Here is an 18,037-nt window from a genome sequence, read left to right as displayed (position 1 = left end):
AGAATTGTTGACAATCATGGCGACGATCTGATTTCCCTAGCGCCATGACCAAGCGCGACGATGATACCTCATCCCCCGGCCCGGCTGCACGCGGCATGCGCCGCAACCTCGCGACCTATGGCGATCCCGGCTTTTCGCTGTTCCTGCGCAAGGCCTTCATCAAGGCGGCCGGCTTCTCGGACGATGCGCTCGACCGGCCGATCATCGGCATCACCAACACCTTCAGCGACTTCAACCCCTGCCATGGCAACGTGCCGCGGCTGATCGAGGCGGTGAAGCGCGGCGTGATGCTGGCCGGCGGACTGCCGATGGAGTTCCCGACGATCTCCATCCATGAATCCTTCGCCAACCCGACCTCGATGTTCCTGCGCAATCTCATGGCCATCGACACCGAGGAGATGATCCGGGCCCAGCCCTGCGATTCCGTGGTGCTGATCGGCGGCTGCGACAAGACGGTGCCGGCCCAGCTCATGGGCGCCGTCAGCGCCGATGTCCCGGCGATCCAGCTCATCACCGGGCCGATGCTCGTGGGCCATCACAAGGGCGAGGTGCTCGGCGCCTGCACCGATTGCCGCCGCCTCTGGGGCCAGCACCGCGCCGGCCAGATCGACGAAGAGGAGATCGAGGTGCTCAGCGGGCGGCTCGCGCCGACGCAAGGCACCTGCATGGTCATGGGCACCGCCAGCACGATGGGCTGCCTCGTCGAGGCGCTCGGCATCGCCCTGCCCGGCTCCGGCACGATCCCCGCAACCCATGCCGACCGCATTCGCGCCGCCGAAGCGAGCGGGCGCGAGGCCGTGCGCCTTGCCCAGGGCGGGCCGAAACCGAGCGAGATCCTGACCGAAACGGCCTTCCGCAATGCGCTCACCGTATTGCAGGCGATCGGCGGCTCGACCAACGGCCTCGTACATCTGGCGGCGATCGCGCGGCGCGCCGGGCTCTCGATCAACCTCGAAGAGTTCGACGCCATCGGCCGCAAGGTGCCTGTGCTGATCGACCTCAAGCCATCCGGCGACCATTACATGGAGCATTTCCATTGGGCCGGCGGCGTGCCCAAGCTGATGAAGGAGCTAGGCGACCATCTCGACCGCTCGGCGCCCACGATCGATGGCCGCACCATCGGAGAGGTCGCCGATGCCGCCGAGGATGTGCCCAACCAGACGATCATCCGCACCGCTGCGAGCCCCGTGAAGCCGACCGGCGGCATGGCCGTGCTGCGCGGCAACCTCGCGCCCGGCGGCGCGATCATCAAGCACTCGGCCGCCTCGCCCGCCCTGCTTAAGCATACCGGCCGCGCGGTCGTCTTCGCCTCGGTCGAGGACATGGTCCGCCGCATGGACGATCCCGCTCTCGACGTGAAAGCGGACGACGTTCTGGTGCTGACCAACGCCGGGCCCAAGGGCGCGCCCGGCATGCCGGAGGCGGGCTATATCCCGATCCCGAAGAAGCTCGCCCAGGCCGGCGTCAAGGACATGGTCCGCATCTCTGATGCCCGCATGAGCGGCACCGCATTCGGGACCATCGTCCTGCACATCACGCCGGAATCCGCCATAGGCGGCCCGCTCGGGCTCGTCCGCGACGGCGACATGATCAGGCTCGATGTCGAGGCCCGCGAGATCGCGCTGCTCGTCGAGGATGCCGAGCTGGAGCGGCGCAAGGCGCAATGGCAACCGCCCGCGCACCTCACCGAGGACACGCGCGGCTATCGCCACCTCTATCTCACGACCGTCCTGCAGGCCGACGAGGGCTGCGACTTCGACTTCTGCTGATCGGCCACGCCGGCCCAAACCTTTCCAGGAGACCGGAGCCAACCGGTCCGCTCGACCACTTTCGGAGGATATTCCATGTTCGCTCGTCGCCACCTGCTCGGCGCGCTCGCCGGCCTTTCGCTGGCCATTCCTGCCACGGCTTTCGCACAGCCCTATCCGCAGAAGCCGATCACGCTGGTCGTGCCTTATGCGCCCGGCGGCGCCACCGATATCATCGGCCGCGTGGTCGCCGAGGAAATGTCGAACGGGCTGGGCCAGCGCATGGTCATCGAGAACCGTGCCGGGGCCGGCGGCAATGTCGGCGCCCAGGCCGTGGCGCGAGCGGCTCCGGACGGCTACACGCTGATGCTCGGCGCGCTGACCAGCCACTCCATCAATATGAGCTTCGTTGCGAAGCCCGGCTTCGACCTGAAGAAGGACTTCGTGCCGGTGGGCCTGGCCGGCAATGTGGGCCTGGCCCTCGTCGTTCATCCGTCTGTGCCGGCGAAGACGGTCCCAGAGCTGATCGCGCTGATCAAGGCCAGCCCCGCCGACTATTCCTATGCCTCCTCGGGCCAGGGCTCGCCGCAGCACCTCTCGGGCGAACTATTCAACCTGAAGGCCGGCACGAAGATGCCGGTCGTGCCCTATCGCGGCTCTGGCCCCGCGATGACCGATATGGTCGCGGGACAGGTCAAGATCATGTTCGACACCATTCCCGCGGTCCTCCAGCATGTGAAGGCCGGCTCGTTGAAGGCCATTGCCACCACGGGCCGCGAGGCCTCGCCCTTCATGCCCGAGGCGCCGACCGCGATCTCGCAGGGGCTCGACGGCTTCGAGGTGTCCTCGTGGTTCGGGCTGCTCGCGCCTGCCGGCACGCCGCAACCCGTGCTGGACAAGCTCAACACCGAGCTCAATAAGGCGCTGAAGAGCCAGAAGCTGAAGGACGCGCTCGCGCTCCAGGGTGTCGACCCCAAGCCGAGCACCCCGGCCGAAGCGACGAAGCTGATCGACAGCGAGATCACAAAATGGGGCGACCTGATCAAGGCGAGCGGCATCAAGCCCGAATAACGGACGCGGGCCGCAGCTCATGAGCGATTCCGTCACGAACCTCGCCATCGTTGGCGCCGGCATGATCGGCGCCAGCTGGGCAGCCCTCGCCAGCGCCCATGGAATGGCCGTCTCCGCCTACGACCCAAACCCGGAGGCCGAGGCCCGCTTCCTGTCCCATGTCGAGCGGGCGCGCGCGCAGCTCGTCGAACTCGGCGTGGCCGGAGCCGGCGCTGTCCGTTTCTCGACCGACCTCGCGACGGCGCTGAAAGGCGCCGGCTTCGTCCAGGAGAACGGACCGGAGAACGAGGCGGTGAAGCGCAAGCTTCTCGCCGAGATCGATTCCCTGCTGCCGACGGAAGCGATCATCGCCAGTTCAACCTCGGCGCTGGTCCGCAGCGCCATCGTCGCCGATTGCGCCCGGCCGGAGCGGATCGTGGTGGCACATCCGTTCAACCCGCCGCATCTCGTGCCGCTGGTCGAGATCGTCGGGGCCGATCCGGATGTGACCGGGCGCGCGGCGGCCTTCTACCGCGCACTCGGCCGGCGCCCGGTCGTGCTCAACCGCGAGATGCCCGGCCATATCGCCAACCGGCTGGCCTCGGCGCTCTATCGGGAGGCCGTGCATCTCGTCGAGCAGGGCGTCGCCAGCGTCGCCGATATCGACGCCGCGCTCTGCAATGGTCCGGGCCTGCGCTGGGCCCTGATGGGGCCGCACATGACCTATCACCTCGGCGGAGGCGAAGGCGGCATCGCGGGCTACCTCGCCCATCTCGGTCCGAGCCAGGTGCGGCGCTGGCAGTCGCTGGGCAGCCCGTCGCTCGACGCCGATGTTCAGGCGAAGATAGTCGCGGGTGTCGCCGAGGAAGCGGGCGGCCTCTCGATCGCCGAGCTGGAAGCGCGCCGCGACGAAGGATTGCTGGCCGTGCTGAAGGCACGCCGGCTGGTCAGCGAGTAACGGGCACGTATCATGACCGACACGATCGAAGCCTCGCCCCGGATCGCGCTGATCCACGCGCTGGAGGAATCCGTGCTGCCGGCGCGGGCCGCCTTCGCCGCGGACTGGCCGGAGGCGCAGCCCTTCGACCTTCTCGACACCTCGCTTGCCACCGATCTCGCGGCGCGCGGCAGCCTCGATGAGGCAATGACCGAGCGTTTCCTGACGCTCGGGCGCTATGCGGCGGCGACCGAGGGCACGGACGGGCCGGCCAAGGCGATCTTGTTCACCTGCTCGGCTTTCGGCCCTGCCATCGATGCGGTCAAACGCGCGCTGCCGATCCCGGTGCTGCGACCCAACGAATCCGCCTTCGCCGAGGCACTGGCGACGGGCGGCCGCATTGGCCTGCTCGTGACCTTCGGGCCGTCGCTGCCATCGCTTACGCGCGAGCTCGAAGAGATGGCCGGAAGGCCCGTCACCGTAAAGGGAATGCTTGCCGAGGGGGCACTTGCAGCCCTCAAGCGGGGAGACGCCGCCAGCCATGATCGCCTCGCGGCCGAGGCTGCGGCCCAGTTGAAGCAGGTCGACGTCATCGTGCTCGGCCAGTTCTCGCTTGCGCGCTCCCGCCAGGCTGTCCAGCAGGCCACCGGCCTGCCCGTCGTGACGACGCCGGAGGCTGCCATACGCGGTCTTCAAAGGGCCGTGGGCTCATAGCGCCAGCTGGAGCTTGCACAGGCCCGACGCCGACCGTGGTCGCGGCGGCCGGCCGGTCGAGGAGATCGATCGCTTCGCCGCAGTCGACGACTCGGCGTCACTGGCGGCATTGTGGCGAGCGCTCGGCAATGGGACTTACGCTCACGCGAATCCTCGTCGACAATCCATCGAAGCTCTATGGATTTGTAGCATGACCAGGCCATTCGACACGCCGCAGGAACTCGCAGGTTCCGACATCGACCTCGTTATCTGCGGCTTCCCCGGCAAATCCGCCTGCCATGGCGGGCTAGGCTGGAGCACGGTGGCGCTGCTGCGCTCCGGTGAACGCATCGCCCTTGTCGACGCCGGCAATTTCGGCATGCGCACGCTGATCATCGAGCAGCTGGCGCAGCGCGGCCTGAAGCCCGCGCAGGTCACGGATTTGCTGCTGACGCATTCCCATTACGACCACTCGGTCAACTGGACGCTGTTTCGCGACGCCAGGATCGTCGTCGGGGCAGACGAGCTGAGCTGGGCGCTTGAAGAACCCTGGGGCGAGACACCCGTTCCGGAACTCTACGTGCGTGCGCTATCCGACTGGCCTACCTGCGAAAAGGTCACCGATGGCTCGGAGGTTTTTCCGGGGATGACCGCGCATCTGGCTCCCGGGCATACCCCCGGCTGCCTCATCTTCCATTGGCGCGCACCGACGCGTGACATCATCTTTACCGGCGATGCCGCGAAGAACCGGGCAGAACTTGTCTCCGGCGACACCGACATGACCTACGACGCGGCCGTCAGCCGTCAGTCGATCGAGATGATTTGGGAGCGCTGGCGCGCCCGGCCAGGCACTGTCGTGGTCCCGGGACATGATCTGCCCATGATCCTCGTCGACGGGAAGCCGCACTATCTGGGAAAACGCAAGGCGTCGATACGGGCCTGGTTTGGCGACGATATGAAGACGCTGACGGAGCTGGATCTGGCCGCTGCCGGACCTGGCTGACGCACGCTCGCGGCCTGCACGGCTGCGGCGTGGAACAGCCCGCTCTCCTCAAGGTTCTAAAGTCGCTCGCAACCCGACAGCGTGGCGTGGCGTTTCTGACAATTCGACAATCAAAACTGCGCCGAATTCTGCCGGTACTGGTTATAGCGATATCGATACAGCCCCATTTTGGATGCCATCGGAATGATTGAAATCAGGGGTTTTCTGCGTGAAGAAACCAGCGCACTTCACCGAGAACTGGACGCTATCGTGGGAGTGTTTTCGAGCCGCGATAGCTATGCGCGCTTCCTGCAAGGCACGTTCCGGCACCGCGCTCCCGTCGAGAGCGAGCTGCTGGCTGTCCCTGCAACGCTGGGCTTATCCCTGAGCCGCAACCTCATACCGGATCTCAAGAAGGATCTGGCGGATCTGGCGCTCCCGGTTCCAGCGGCTACGCCTTTCCACCTGTCAAATGACATGGCTTCGGTCCTGGGCGCTGCCTATGTTCTGGAGGGATCGGCCTTGGGCGCCCGCGTGCTCGTGAAGGGGTTGGATGCTCTCGGATTCGGACCCGAATTCGGAGCGCGCTACCTGTCGGCGCAGGCGAGCTCCCTCGATAGCTGGCGTGCGCTCCTGGTCGAGCTGGACAGGCTCGATCGTCAGGAATGGGAAGCGGCGGCGCGCTCGGCCAGAGCCGTATTCACCCACGCTATCCAGGCCTTCACCTCGAAAGAATTCGCTACTGCATGACGACTGTTGACCTGACGAACTGCGATCGCGAACCGATCCATATCCCCGGCAGCGTCCAGCCCCATGGGTGCCTGATCGTTTGCGATGCCGAGGTGGTGACGATCAGGCGCCACTCCGCCAACGCCAGTGCCTTCCTGGGTCTGAAGGAGTTCGAACTCGTCGGCCGCAGGCTCGAGGAAGTCCTCGGCGGGCCCGTGGTGCACGAGATGCGCAACGCGCTCGCCCGGTCCGGCGCGCCATCGCGACCCGGGCTGATGCCGCGCTACCACTTCGCCTCCCTGGATCGCGAGATCGACATTTCGATCCATGGCTTCAAGGGCAACGCCATCATCGAGTTCGAGAAGAGCGTTCCGGCCGGGCCGAGCTCGCCGCTCGAATTCGCAAGAACCCTGGTCGGCCGGCTTTCGGACGTCAAAACACCGGCGCAGTTGATCAAGAACGCGGCGCGCCTGCTCCGGGCTGTGCTCCAGTATGACCGGGTGATGATCTACCAGTTCTCTTCCGACGGCTCGGGCAAGGTCGTCAGCGAGGCCAAACGGCCCGACCTGGAGAGCTTCATCGGCCAGCATTTTCCGGCCAGCGACATCCCGCAGCAGGCACGACAACTCTATCTCCTCAATCCGATCCGCGTCGTCTCCGACGCAAGCGGGGAGCGTTTCCCGATCACCCCCGTGCTCGATGCTGCCGGCGAGCCACTTGACCTGTCCTACGCGCATCTGCGCAGCGTCTCGCCTATCCACTGTGAATACTTGCGCAACATGGGCGTCTCCGCCTCGATGTCGGTCTCGATTATCGTCGACGGAGAGCTTTGGGGGCTGATCGCCTGCCACCATTACAGCCCGCGCTCGCTCTCGATGAATCGCCGGATCGCGGCCGAGATCTTCGGCGAGTTCTTCGCTCTCCAGCTTGGCGCGCTGACACAGAAACAGATGCTGCTGGCAGCCGAGAAGGCCCGCGACTTCCTCAATGACCTGCTCGCCTCCGCAGCACATGTGACGGATGCCTCCAGCTTTCTCGGCCAGCACCTCGTCGAATTCCGCAACCTCGTGGAGAGTGATGGCGTCGGAGTTTGGGTTCAGGGCGAATGGCAGGCTGAAGGCAGCGCGCCGCCAGCCGAGTTTGCGCAGGAGCTTGCAGCCTTCGCCGGCGAGGTCTGCGACGGGCGAATCTGGGCTACGACATCTCTGGCCGACGCGCTGCCGGCGGCGCGCGCTCATGTCGACCGCTTCGCCGGGCTGCTCGCCATCCCGCTGTCCCAGATCCCGCGTGACTATATCTTCTTCTTCCGCAAGGAGCTGGTCCATACGATCGAGTGGGGCGGCGATCCCAACAAGACCTACACGACCGGACCGCATGGCGACCGTCTCACGCCGCGCCAGAGCTTCGCTGTCTGGAAGGAAACGGTCGCCGGCCATTCGAAGACATGGACGCCGGTCGAGCGCGAATTGGCCGAGTCCGCCCGCCGAACGCTGATCGAGGTCGTTCTGCGACAGAGCGAATTGCTGGCTGACGAGCGGAACAAGGCGGAAATCCGCCAGAAGATGCTCAACCAGGAGCTCAATCACCGGGTCAAGAACATCCTCGCCCTGATCAAGGCGATCGTCGCCCACCCCCTCGCCGAAGGAGCGACGATCGAGGCTTATGTCACGTCGCTGAAGGGGCGCATCGAGGCCCTTGCCATTGCCCATGATCAGGCGATGCGGGCAAGCGGCGGCGGCCTGCTGCTCGACCTGATCGCGGCGGAGGCAATGCCCTATCGGACGAGCGGCAGCGCGATCACGATTCGAGGCCCGGCCGTCTCGCTCGACGCCCGCGCCTTCGCGGTCGTCGCCCTCGTGATCCATGAGATGATCACCAATGCCGCGAAATATGGAGCGCTGTCCGTCAAGTCTGGCCAACTGACGATCGAGTGGCACGCCAATGCTGCGGGCGATTGCGAGATCGCCTGGGTCGAGCAGGGAGGCCCTCCGGCCTCGCCGCCGATGCATCAGGGCTTTGGCAGCATCCTGATCGATCGCAGCATCCCGTTCGACCTCGGTGGCCGAAGCGAACTCTCCTTCAGGCCCGAGGGGGTGGCAGGGACATTCTGCATCCCAGCGAGATTTATTCGCTGGACAGAGGCCGCGAGCGCGCCGGTCCAAGCCTCCACGACTCAAGATGGCAAGCCGGGCCGGCCGATCGAAGGCAAGCGCGTGCTGCTGGTCGAGGACCAGTTCGTCATCGCCTTGGATTGCGAGGACATGCTGACGACACTGGGAGCGAGGCAGGTCGAGGTCTGCGCGAACGTATCGGAAGCCTTGTCGCTCCTGAGCCAGGCCCTCCCCGATCTCGCCATCCTCGACGTCAATCTAGGCGGTGAAACCTCGGAATCGATCAGCAATCGCCTACGCGAACGCGGCGTACCTTTCATTTTCGCGACAGGCTATGACGATGCGGCGATACCGGGCGTCGCGGAGGCGGGCACGCTGCGCAAGCCCTACAACCTGACCTCGCTCGACGTTGCGCTGCGCAAGCTCCTGGGCATCGGCTAAAGTCATTTGGCACGTAGCTCGCGGTTGTGTCGTCGCTCGGTCCTCGCAGTCGAAGAGCGAGCGCGCCACAATCTTCCGGCTTGGCTCAGCTACCGAAAAACTTCGCGATCTCCCGCTGCAGCTGGCTTTGATCGTAGGGCTTCGCCAGCCTCGGCAAATCGATCCCGGCGCCCGGAGGCAGATCGGCATAGCCGGTCGCGAGGAGGATCGGCAGGTCAGGCCGGATCTCCCGTAGCGCTATGGCGAGCTGCCCTCCGTTCATTCTCGGCATCGAATAGTCTGTGACGACGAGGTCGAAATGTTCGCCACTGCGGACGATCTCGAGCGCCTCTGCCCCGGAATTCGCCTCCCGGACGGAATGGCCGAGGTTTTCGAGCAGATCCACCGTGCTCATAGCAACGAGCGGATCGTCATCGACGACGAGGATCGTTCGCGTGGCCGCAGCCGGGGTAACGCTTGGTTCGGCAACCGGTGCGGGTGCCGCCGGCCGCTCTTCCGTCACAGGCAGCAGCAGTTCCGCGCAGGTGCCTTCGCCGGGCGTGCTGCTGATGCGCAGCGCCCCGTTCAGCTGGATCGCCAGCCCATGGATCATCGAGAGGCCGAGGCCGGTGCCCTTGCCGATTTCCTTTGTCGAGAAGAACGGCTCAGTCGCTCTGGCGAGCGTTTCTTCATCCATGCCCACCCCATCGTCCGAGACGGCCAGCCGGACATAGGGACCTGAAGGCAGATGTTGTTCACTCGCGAGCACAACCCGCTCTGTCGCGATCGTGACGCAACCGCCATCTCGAAGGGCGTCGCGGGCGTTGACGACAAGGTTGAGCAGGGCGAGCTCGACCTGGTTCGCGTCGACCATTGCGAGCGGAAGCTCCTCGTCCAGCTGGTAGCGAAGCTCGACACCCGGGCCGGCCGACTTCATGATGAGATCGCCGACGCCTCGAACCAGCTCCGTGACGCTCACGGCCACCAACTCGAGATCCTGTCGCCGCGCGAACGCGAGCAGCCTCTGCGTCAGCGAGGCACCGCGGCTGGCGCCCTGAATCGCGCCGTCGATCAGCCGCGTTGCCTTCGGATCGTCGGGCATATGGCGCTTCAGCAGGTCGAGATTTGCAGTGATCGCCATCAGCAGATTGTTGAAATCATGCGCGACACCGCCGGTGAGCTGGCCGATCACCTCCATTTTCTGCGACTGCCGCAAGGCGTTCTCGGCGGAGGCGAGCGCCTCGGCATTGAGCTTTTCCTCCGTGACGTCGCGGCCATAGCCATAGACGAGGTCGCCCTCCCTCGCCGTATGCCAGGAAATCCAGCGCAGCTCGCCGTCCACGGTGCGATAGCGGTTCTCGAAGGATGTCAGGTCGGTTCCGGAGGCAGCCAGGCTCAGGGCTTCCGCGGTTTCCTGCCTGTCGTCCGGCCAGAGAAACTCGTCGATGTGGTGGCCGACGACCTGGTCCGTGGCGTGCCCGAGAATGCGCGTCCAGGCCGGGCTGACCGAGCGATAGATGCCATCCGCGCCCACCGCGCACAGCAGGTCGCGCGAATGGGTCCAGACCCGATCCGCCCTCTGCCTCTCGGAGACGAGCGCCGTGACGTTGGCGAGCGCGCCGCTGATTTGCCCGACAAGCATCCGCGCCAGATCGGCGACGTCTTCGTCGCGGCGTCGGTAGGGGTTGAGGCCGAGCACCAGATGCCCGACCGGCGTCTCTCCATCCGCACCCGGTATGGCGACGACCAGCGCATCGCGCGACGCGATCGCCCAGGCACCGACAGGATAAGCCGCCCTAGCAGGCAAGGCGATCATCGCGGGGCCACTGCCAGCCGCACCCAGGGGCCAACTCTGGTGGAGGAGATCCGCGGCATCCTGGGTGCAGGCGATGGCGGCCTGCTCGTCGCCCTCCCCCATGAAGAGAAGCGAGAACGGAAAATCACGACGGTTGACGCCGAGAACCTGGGAAACCGCCTGGCAGACCTCGTCTCTCGTCGACGTTCCGACGAGTTCCATGCCGAGCGTCCGCAGCGTGTTCAGCCGGCGTTCGGTGATGACCCTCTCGGTGACCTCGCTGACGATGCAGAGCATGCCGTCAACGCTCCCGCTTGGCCCGTATAGCGGGCTGTAGGAGAAGCTGTGATAGGTCTCCTCAGGGTAGCCATGTCGCTCGAGCAGCAGCAGAAGCGCGTCGTTCCAGGTCGATTCCCCTCCCCTGACCCGTGCGACCTGATCGGCAACGTCGTCATAGACTTCGGACCAGACCTCGCGAAACGGCCTGCCGAGCATGGAGGGGTGTTTGATGCCGAGGGTCGGGATGTAGGCATCGTTGTAGAAGAAGTTGAGTTCGTCGCCCCAGCCGAGCCACATCTCGAAGCGCGAGGTCAACAGCATGCGCAACGGGATCTTGAGGCCCTCCGGCCAGTTCTCCGGCGCGCCGAAAGGGTGAGACGACCAATCATACTGCCGCATCAGCCGGCTCATTTCGCTCGAGCCTGGAAAAATGCTGGCCGTATCCGGTTCGGTGTCCCTCAACGGTCGTTCCCCCTCACTGCTCGGCTGCCGCCCGAGCAACCGCAATCGAAACGAGGCTCAGGGCTTTTGGTTCGCCCCGGAGCCCCAAGTGCTCGGTTTGGTCAACTCAGCTCATCGGCTGAAGCCTTCCTTACCTTCCTTTTTTGCGAAGGCGCTGCTCTTGTGCAGCGATTCCTGACCTTCGAATTCGCCAAGGCCGCTTGCCCGTAATTTTGCATAGGGAGCAGAGTGTGCGGCGATTCCGAGTGAAGATCGAAGAAATGCGCCCGGTCTCGCGCAGCGAGACCGGGCAATATCGTTTCGCCAGGATCAGAGGGCCGGTTCGGCCCGCAGGTTTTCATCCCGGTGCTTGCCGCCGAGGCTTGCCGCCCAAGAGGCGGCTGCCGCTCCGACCAGCAGCGCAGCAGCCGTCAGGAAGGCTGTCAGCACCGCGATTTTGCGGGCACGCTCCGCCGCCTGCTTGGCGGTCTCCTTGGCCTGAGAGAGCCGCGCAAAGGCGTCGTCGATGCGCTTGCGCGCATCCTCGTCGCTGATGCCGGACCGTGCGGCCAGCCGCGAAGCGAGATAGTCCCGATCGCCCTGGTCGATATTGCCGTTGGCGAGCGCATTGACGAGGATCCGCGAGGCTTCGTCGCGCTCCTGGGCGGTCGGCGGCTGCTGGCCGTTCGCGCGCATGACATGATCGAGCGCCATCGCCAGCGGGTCGACATTCTGGGAAACCAGAGATGCCATGCCCGAGGTGGCGTTGGCGACGCCGCTGGCCGCCGTCTTCGCCGCTCCAAAGAGCGAGGACGTCGCCACGAACGTAATCAGCAGCGCTCCGGTCGCCCAGACGAGCAGCCCGTGCGTCGCATCGCGAACCCCGCGTTCCTCCTCATTGGCGTCGAAGGTCGGCTGGCGCATGCGACCGGCAAGGTAACCTCCAGCCAGCGTGGCCGAAGCCATCACCCAGAGCGCCCAGAGCGCCCCAGCTACGGCCAGGGCCGTGGGGCTCGAGCTCTTCGCTAAATCGGCAGAGACCATCGACAGGCCGATCGCCGAGCCGAAAACGGTCATGATGGTCGAGATGGCGGTGGCGATCACTGCACCGCCGATGATCGGCCCCCATTGCACATAGGAGCGACTGTCCTTGTTGATGGTCACGGGGGCGACGACGACGTCGGTTCCAGACATGGACATGGCGAATTCCTATCGAAGACCGAGAAACGACAGAATGGCCATGATGACCACCACGAGACCGACGAGATAAATGATGCTGTCCATGGGCCTCTCCTGCAGCGAGCAAAGATCGAGAGGCAAACCTTTATCGGCCCAGATTGGTTCCTGAGTGCCGTCAGGCGGACTTCAGCCGTGATCGCCGTCCGGGAACCGCTGTGAAACGCGGCCGTTCACCCCAGGGGGCAACCAGGCAGGAGGCACCCATGCGGGACGGCCAGGGCAACAAGCTCAGCCCCGAAGAGCAGCAGCGCGTGAAGTCCATTCAGGGCGATCCAGGAGAACAGTCGACCACGTCGGTATCGATCAATCCCGAGCCTGAGAGAGACACCGGCGACGCCGACAAGCCGAGCGTGAAGCCGGACGAGAAACCTGCGGCGGGCGTCGGCGAATAGTCCCGGCGGCTTCCGAAGCAGCGAGAGGGCTATCAGCCCCCTCTACCAGCGTTGTGCTGAATCGGCAGGCCCGCCTGCGGAAGCGCCGACCGGCTCCGGAACGACGCGGCAGAGAATGGAAACGCAAGCAGAGCACGTCCTCGACAGTCGGGCCAAGCTCCCATGGCTCGCCGGAATCGGGCCGACTGATCCGGCGGCATACGGCCGCAAGCCCGGCACTCCGCTCGCTTTCAAAGCGGCTTCTTGATCGCCTTTGCGATGACGCCGACAATGCCCTCGCGGAACAACAGGACGCAAAGCACGAAGATCACGCCCTGAACGACCGTGACCCAGGCGCCCAGCGTGGCGAGGTAGTTCTGCATGGCGACGATGACGAGCGCGCCGGCGATCGGGCCGAAGACGGTGCCCAGCCCGCCGACCAGCGTCATCAACACGACCTCCCCCGACATCGACCAATGCACATCGGTCAGCGAGGCGAGCTGGAAGACGATCGCCTTGGTCGCCCCGGCGAGCCCGGCCAGCGTCGCCGAGAGCACGAAGACGGCGAGCTTGTACTGGTTGGCGCGGTAGCCGAGCGAGATCGCGCGCGGCTCGTTGTCCCGGATCGCCTTGCAGACCTCGCCGAAGGGCGAGTGGATGATGCGGTAGATCAGGAGCAGCCCGCCCATGAAGATCGCCGCCACCAGCCAGTAGAGCGCCCGATCATCGGCGAGACTGACGAGGCCGAAGAGCTTGCCGCGCGGTACCGCCTGGATACCGTCCTCGCCGCCGGTAAAGCGCGGCGTCTGCAGCGAGAAGAAGAACACCATCTGCGCCAGCGCCAGCGTGATCATGGCGAAATAGATGCCCTGCCGGCGGATGGCCAGCGAGCCGAACAGGGCGCCGAGCAGCCCGGCGATCGCCGTGCCGGCGAGGATGGCGAGTTCGGGAGTCAGACCCCAGTGCTTGGCAGTATAGGCGCTGACATAGCTCGCCATCCCGAAATAGGCGGCGTGTCCGAAGGACAGAAGCCCGCCATAGCCAAGCAGCAGATTGAAGGCGAGTGCGAAGAGCGCGAAGCACAGCACCTTCATCACGAAGACCGGATAGGCGACGAAGGGCGCGACCACGAGCAGCGCGGCGATGGCGATGAACAGGGTCCGGTGCAGCCGTGCCGTGCTGTCGTCGGTCTCGGCAACGACGCTGGCGGCCGGGGCTTCGGTCGAGGCAAGCTCGGTCATGTCATTATCCTCCGCTTGCGTCAGGCCGGGCGGCCGAACAGGCCGGCAGGCTTCACCAGCAGCACCAGCACCATGATGATGAAGATCACGGTGGCGGCCGCCTCTGGATAGAACACCTTGGTCAGCCCTTCGATCAGCCCGAGCGAGAAACCGGTGACGATGGCGCCCATGATCGACCCCATGCCGCCGATGACGACCACGGCGAAGACGACGATGATCAGGTCGGCGCCCATATTGGGATTGACCGAGTAGATCGGCGCCGCCAGCACCCCGGCAAGCGCCGCCAGCGCCACGCCGAAGCCGTAGGTCAAGGTCACCAGCAGCGGCACATTGATGCCGAAGGCCTGGGTCAGCGTCGGGTTCTCGGTCGCGGCGCGCAGATAGGCGCCGAGCTTCGTCTTCTCGATCACGAACCAGGTCGCGAGGCAGATCACCAGAGACGCGATCACGACCCAGCCGCGATAGTTCGGCAGGAACATGAAGCCAAGGTTCTGGCCGCCCGTCAGTTGCGGCGGGATCTGGTAGGGCAGGCCCGAGGAGCCGTACTGGTTACGGAACAGCCCCTGGATGATCAGCGCCAGGCCGAAGGTCAGAAGCAGCCCGTAGAGATGATCCAGATGGGCGATGCGCTTGAGCAGGAAGCGCTCGATGACGATGCCCGTCGCGCCGACGACGAGCGGCGAGAGCACCAGCGCCGCCCAGTAGTTGATGCCGAGATAGTTCAGGCACATCCAGGCCACGAAGGCGCCCATCATGTACTGCGCGCCATGGGTGAAGTTGATGATGTTCAGAAGCCCGAAGATCACCGCCAGCCCGAGGCTCAGTATCGCATAGAACGACCCGTTGATCAGGCCCAGCAGGACCTGGCCGAACAAGGCTTGCGGGGGGATGCCGAGGAGCTCGAACATATCTGTGGCAACTCATCCTGACCGAAAGGCTGGTGACATCACGCGGGTGGAACGGCCATCCGGGCCGAAAGCTGTCACGGTCGGGCTTGCCCCGACCATCTCGGAAACCAGATCGCTCTGGTCATGAGATTCTCGGTTCAAGCCCGAGAATGACGCTCTCTATCCGGCCTGGGATCGTTCCGCCCGCGCTAGCAGGCTGAACTCACTTCTTGACCAGCGGGCAATTGCTCTCGCTGAGCGGCTTGAAGGCCTGCTCGGCCGGCAGCACGGCGATCTGCTTGTAGAAATCCCACGGGCCCTTCGACTCCGAGGGCTTCTTCACCTCGAACAGGTACATGTCGTGCATCTTGCGGCCGTCGACGCGCACCGAGCCCTTGCCGAACAGCGGATCGTCGGTCGGCATCTCCTTCATCTTGGCCATGACGGTGGCCGAGTCCTTGCCCTTCGTCGCCTCGACCGCCTTGAGATAGTGCAGCAGGCCCGAATAGACGCCCGCCTGGACCATGCTCGGCTTCTTGCCGTTGTTGAGCTTGGCGAAGCGATCCGACCAGGTGCGCGTCTGGTCGTTGGTATCCCAGTAGAAGGACTCGGTCAGGACGAGGCCCTGCGCCGTCTGCAGCCCGAGCGCGTTGACGTCGGTGATAAAGACGAGCAGCCCGGCCAGCTTCTGACCGCCCGCGACGATGCCGAACTCGCCGGCCTGCTTGATGGAGTTGATGGTGTCGCCACCGGCATTGGCGAGGCCGATCACCTTCGCCTTGGAGGCCTGGGCCTGCAGCAGGAAGGAGGAGAAGTCGGTGCCCGGGAACGGCGTCTTGACCGCGCCCACCACCTTGCCGCCGTTCTTCGTGACGATGGCGGCCGTGTCGCGCTCCAGCGCGTGGCCGAAGGCGTAGTCAGCGGTCAGGAAGAACCAGCTGTCGCCGCCCGCCTTGACCATCGCGCCGCCGGTGCCCTGGGCGAGCGCGTAGGTGTCGTAGGTCCAGTGGATCGTGTTCGGCGAGCAGGCTGCGCCGGTGAGGTCCGAAGCCGCGGCGCCGGAGTTGATGAACAGCTTGTTCTTCTCACGCGTGATCTGGTTGACCGCGAGCGCCACCGACGACGTCGGCACGTCGAGGATCAGGTCGACGCCGTCCTGATCATACCATTGCCGGGCGATCGTCGAGCCGACATCCGGCTTGTTCTGGTGATCGGCCGAGACGATCTCGACCTTGATGCCCTTGTCGGCTGCCTTGAAATCCTCGACCGCCATGCGGGCGGCGATGACGGACCCCTCGCCCGAAAGATCGGCATAGAGGCCCGAGCGGTCGTTGAGCACGCCGACCTTGACGCTCACCTGCGCGAGGGCCGTGCCGCTCATCAGCGCGGCGAAAGCGCCGCCCAGAAGCAATGACTTGAGTTTCATGCCGTCTCTCCCTGAAGATGCATCTGTTTCGACGCGGTTTCTTGTTATTGAGCGGATTATTGGGGCTGCCAGTCAAACCCCCAAATAGCCGTGGAGCTTGTCGATGTTGTTATCGAGCTCGGCGTTGGGGATCATGTCGATCACCTTGCCCTGCTCGACGACATAGTGCCGATCGGCGACCGTCGCAGCGAAGCGGAAATTCTGCTCGACCAGGATGATGGTGAAGCCCCGGCTCTTCAGCTGCGCAATGGTGCGGCCGATCTGATCGATGATCACCGGCGCGAGGCCTTCGGTCGGCTCGTCGAAAAGCAGCAGGTTGGCGCCGGTGCGCAGGATGCGGCCGATAGCCAGCATCTGCTGCTCGCCGCCGGACAGTTTGGTGCCCTGGCTTTTGATCCGTTCCTTCAGATTCGGGAACAGCGTGAAGATCTCGTCGACCGAGAGTCCGCCCGGTTTCACCTGCGGCGGCAGCATCAGGTTCTCCTCGACATTGAGCGAGGAATAGATGCCGCGTTCCTCCGGCACGTAGCCGACGCCCAGCCGGGCGATGGCGCGCGAGGGCAGCTGGATTGTCTCGGTGCCCGCCATCACCACCGAGCCCTTGCGCTTGGCCATGATGCCGATGATCGACTTCAGCGTCGTCGTCTTGCCGGCGCCGTTGCGACCGAGCAGGGTCACGACCTCGCCAGGCGCGACGTCGAAATCGATGCCGTGCAGCACATGGCTCTCGCCGTACCAGGCCTCGAGCCCGCGCACCTGGAGCAGCGGCGCGGTCGCGACGGCCGGATTCACCGCCGTGGCCTCAGTGAGCATGGCCGCCTCCCGAGCCGATATAGGCCTCGATCACCCGCGGATCCTTCGAGACCGTGGCGTAGTCGCCTTCCGCCAGGATCTGCCCGCGGGCCAGCACCGTGATGCGGTCCGACAGGGAGGCGACTACCGAGAGATTGTGCTCGACCATCAGGATGGTCCGGTTCTCCGACACCTTGCGGATCAGGGCCTCGATGCGCTCGACATCCTCGCGCCCCATCCCGGCCATCGGCTCGTCGAGAAGCATCATCTCCGGATCGAGCGCCAATGTCGTGGCGATCTCGAGCGCGCGCTTGCGGCCGTAGGAAAGCTCGACGGCCGGAAGCTTGGCGAAGCTCCCGAGGCCGACAGCCTCGACCAGACGCATCGCTTCGCCGTCGAGCCCCGACAGCACCTCCTCGGAGCGCCAGAAGTCGAAGGAATCGCCGCGCTTGCGCTGCAGCGCGATCCGCACGTTCTTGAGCACCGAGAGCTGCGGGAAGACCGCCGATATCTGGAAGGAGCGCACCAGACCGAGCCTGGCGATCTCGGCCGGCTTCTCGCGCGTGATGTCCCGCCCGTTATAGACGATCAAGCCCTTGGTCGGGGGCAGGAACTTGGTCAGAAGATTGAAGCAGGTGGTCTTGCCGGCTCCATTCGGGCCGATCAGCGCATGGATCGAACCGCGCCGGACATTCAGATCGACGCCATTGACGGCAGTAAAACCGCCGAACTCCTTCGTGAGACCCGAGGTCGAAAGAATAATATCCTCGGCCGCTATGCTCATCCTGCCGAAATCTCCGTTTCGGATCCTATCCCCGGCCGGTATCGGACCTTTCTTCACTAGGCAGGTCAATAGGATTTCGGCTGCTTGGGTCTCTTTTCTGCAATGAACGAAA

15 protein-coding genes are annotated in these 18,037 nt (G+C 65.1%); 8 read left to right on the top strand and 7 right to left on the bottom strand.

Going from position 1 to position 18,037, the window contains the following annotated elements; genetic code table 11:
* Positions 1 to 95: 95 nt before the first annotated feature.
* The 7 genes from BoBH3_RS23360 to BoBH3_RS23330 all read left to right on the top strand — a co-directional run bounded on the left by BoBH3_RS23360 (position 96) and on the right by BoBH3_RS23330 (position 8,691).
* Positions 96 to 1,769 (top strand): IlvD/Edd family dehydratase, encoded by a 1,674-nt coding sequence (locus tag BoBH3_RS23360; RefSeq protein ID WP_410050646.1) that lies wholly within the window; start codon positions 96 to 98, stop codon positions 1,767 to 1,769.
* Between the two features lie 75 nt (positions 1,770 to 1,844).
* Complete coding sequence (locus tag BoBH3_RS23355) at positions 1,845 to 2,819, top strand: Bug family tripartite tricarboxylate transporter substrate binding protein (protein ID WP_262333255.1); 975 nt, start codon at positions 1,845 to 1,847, stop codon at positions 2,817 to 2,819.
* Positions 2,820 to 2,838: 19 nt separating this feature from the next.
* Positions 2,839 to 3,756 (top strand): 3-hydroxyacyl-CoA dehydrogenase NAD-binding domain-containing protein, encoded by a 918-nt coding sequence (locus BoBH3_RS23350; RefSeq protein WP_262333254.1) that lies wholly within the window; start codon positions 2,839 to 2,841, stop codon positions 3,754 to 3,756.
* A gap of 12 nt (positions 3,757 to 3,768) precedes the next feature.
* Complete coding sequence (locus BoBH3_RS23345; protein WP_262333253.1) at positions 3,769 to 4,449, top strand: aspartate/glutamate racemase family protein; 681 nt, start codon at positions 3,769 to 3,771, stop codon at positions 4,447 to 4,449.
* A 13-nt stretch (positions 4,450 to 4,462) separates the two neighbouring features.
* Complete coding sequence (locus tag BoBH3_RS23340) at positions 4,463 to 5,431, top strand: MBL fold metallo-hydrolase (RefSeq protein ID WP_262333252.1); 969 nt, start codon at positions 4,463 to 4,465, stop codon at positions 5,429 to 5,431.
* A 183-nt stretch (positions 5,432 to 5,614) separates the two neighbouring features.
* Complete coding sequence (locus tag BoBH3_RS23335; protein ID WP_262333251.1) at positions 5,615 to 6,160, top strand: biliverdin-producing heme oxygenase; 546 nt, start codon at positions 5,615 to 5,617, stop codon at positions 6,158 to 6,160.
* Entirely contained in the window at positions 6,157 to 8,691 is a 2,535-nt protein-coding gene (locus tag BoBH3_RS23330) for an HWE histidine kinase domain-containing protein (RefSeq protein WP_262333250.1), read from the top strand. The genes BoBH3_RS23335 and BoBH3_RS23330 overlap by 4 nt, the downstream gene beginning before the upstream one ends.
* Positions 8,692 to 8,776: 85 nt before the next feature.
* On the opposite strand, the gene BoBH3_RS23325 is transcribed toward BoBH3_RS23330, so the two are convergent.
* Positions 8,777 to 11,143, bottom strand: coding sequence for a PAS domain-containing protein (locus BoBH3_RS23325; protein WP_262333249.1), 2,367 nt, complete (start codon positions 11,141 to 11,143; stop codon positions 8,777 to 8,779).
* A 372-nt stretch (positions 11,144 to 11,515) separates the two neighbouring features.
* A complete protein-coding gene (locus BoBH3_RS23320) occupies positions 11,516 to 12,385 on the bottom strand; it encodes a hypothetical protein (protein ID WP_262333248.1) in 870 nt (289 codons plus the stop codon).
* 242 nt (positions 12,386 to 12,627) lie between these two features.
* Here BoBH3_RS23320 and BoBH3_RS23315 point away from each other — a divergent pair, with 242 nt between their 5' ends.
* Positions 12,628 to 12,816 carry a hypothetical protein gene (locus BoBH3_RS23315; RefSeq protein WP_262333247.1) on the top strand — a complete coding sequence of 63 codons (189 nt, stop codon included), beginning with the start codon at positions 12,628 to 12,630 and terminating at the stop codon, positions 12,814 to 12,816.
* A gap of 230 nt (positions 12,817 to 13,046) precedes the next feature.
* Here the strand turns inward: BoBH3_RS23315 and BoBH3_RS23310 are convergent, their stop codons facing one another.
* The 5 genes from BoBH3_RS23310 to BoBH3_RS23290 all read right to left on the bottom strand — a co-directional run bounded on the left by BoBH3_RS23310 (position 13,047) and on the right by BoBH3_RS23290 (position 17,925).
* On the bottom strand, positions 13,047 to 14,036 hold the full coding sequence (locus tag BoBH3_RS23310) for a branched-chain amino acid ABC transporter permease (RefSeq protein WP_262333246.1): 990 nt from the start codon (positions 14,034 to 14,036) through the stop codon (positions 13,047 to 13,049).
* A 20-nt stretch (positions 14,037 to 14,056) separates the two neighbouring features.
* Positions 14,057 to 14,944, bottom strand: a complete 888-nt coding sequence (locus tag BoBH3_RS23305; RefSeq protein ID WP_262333245.1) for a branched-chain amino acid ABC transporter permease — start codon at positions 14,942 to 14,944, stop codon at positions 14,057 to 14,059.
* 202 nt (positions 14,945 to 15,146) lie between these two features.
* Positions 15,147 to 16,349, bottom strand: coding sequence for an ABC transporter substrate-binding protein (locus tag BoBH3_RS23300; RefSeq protein ID WP_262333244.1), 1,203 nt, complete (start codon positions 16,347 to 16,349; stop codon positions 15,147 to 15,149).
* Positions 16,350 to 16,421: 72 nt separating this feature from the next.
* Positions 16,422 to 17,162 (bottom strand): ABC transporter ATP-binding protein, encoded by a 741-nt coding sequence (locus tag BoBH3_RS23295; RefSeq protein WP_262333243.1) that lies wholly within the window; start codon positions 17,160 to 17,162, stop codon positions 16,422 to 16,424.
* On the bottom strand, positions 17,152 to 17,925 hold the full coding sequence (locus BoBH3_RS23290) for an ABC transporter ATP-binding protein (RefSeq protein WP_262333242.1): 774 nt from the start codon (positions 17,923 to 17,925) through the stop codon (positions 17,152 to 17,154). The genes BoBH3_RS23295 and BoBH3_RS23290 overlap by 11 nt, the downstream gene beginning before the upstream one ends.
* Positions 17,926 to 18,037 lie beyond the last annotated feature (112 nt).

This window comes from Allobosea sp. BH3 (genome assembly GCF_025499465.1).
Classification (GTDB): Bacteria; Pseudomonadota; Alphaproteobacteria; order Rhizobiales; family Beijerinckiaceae; genus Allobosea.
This window is presented reverse-complemented; position numbering and strand designations above follow the sequence as displayed.

Bases quoted from the DNA above. Each gene is read 5' to 3' on its own strand.
- BoBH3_RS23305 (WP_262333245.1), bottom strand. From the start codon at position 14,944: ATGTTCGAGCTCCTCGGCATCCCCCCGCAAGCCTTGTTCGGCCAGGTC.
- BoBH3_RS23345 (WP_262333253.1), top strand. From the start codon at position 3,769: ATGACCGACACGATCGAAGCCTCGCCCCGGATCGCGCTGATCCACGCG.
- BoBH3_RS23330 (WP_262333250.1), top strand. From the start codon at position 6,157: ATGACGACTGTTGACCTGACGAACTGCGATCGCGAACCGATCCATATC.
- BoBH3_RS23300 (WP_262333244.1), bottom strand. From the start codon at position 16,349: ATGAAACTCAAGTCATTGCTTCTGGGCGGCGCTTTCGCCGCGCTGATG.
- BoBH3_RS23315 (WP_262333247.1), top strand. From the start codon at position 12,628: ATGCGGGACGGCCAGGGCAACAAGCTCAGCCCCGAAGAGCAGCAGCGC.
- BoBH3_RS23355 (WP_262333255.1), top strand. From the start codon at position 1,845: ATGTTCGCTCGTCGCCACCTGCTCGGCGCGCTCGCCGGCCTTTCGCTG.
- BoBH3_RS23295 (WP_262333243.1), bottom strand. From the start codon at position 17,162: ATGCTCACTGAGGCCACGGCGGTGAATCCGGCCGTCGCGACCGCGCCG.
- BoBH3_RS23335 (WP_262333251.1), top strand. From the start codon at position 5,615: ATGATTGAAATCAGGGGTTTTCTGCGTGAAGAAACCAGCGCACTTCAC.
- BoBH3_RS23325 (WP_262333249.1), bottom strand. From the start codon at position 11,143: ATGCGGCAGTATGATTGGTCGTCTCACCCTTTCGGCGCGCCGGAGAAC.
- BoBH3_RS23360 (WP_410050646.1), top strand. From the start codon at position 96: ATGCGCCGCAACCTCGCGACCTATGGCGATCCCGGCTTTTCGCTGTTC.
- BoBH3_RS23290 (WP_262333242.1), bottom strand. From the start codon at position 17,925: ATGAGCATAGCGGCCGAGGATATTATTCTTTCGACCTCGGGTCTCACG.
- BoBH3_RS23310 (WP_262333246.1), bottom strand. From the start codon at position 14,036: ATGACCGAGCTTGCCTCGACCGAAGCCCCGGCCGCCAGCGTCGTTGCC.
- BoBH3_RS23320 (WP_262333248.1), bottom strand. From the start codon at position 12,385: ATGTCCATGTCTGGAACCGACGTCGTCGTCGCCCCCGTGACCATCAAC.
- BoBH3_RS23350 (WP_262333254.1), top strand. From the start codon at position 2,839: ATGAGCGATTCCGTCACGAACCTCGCCATCGTTGGCGCCGGCATGATC.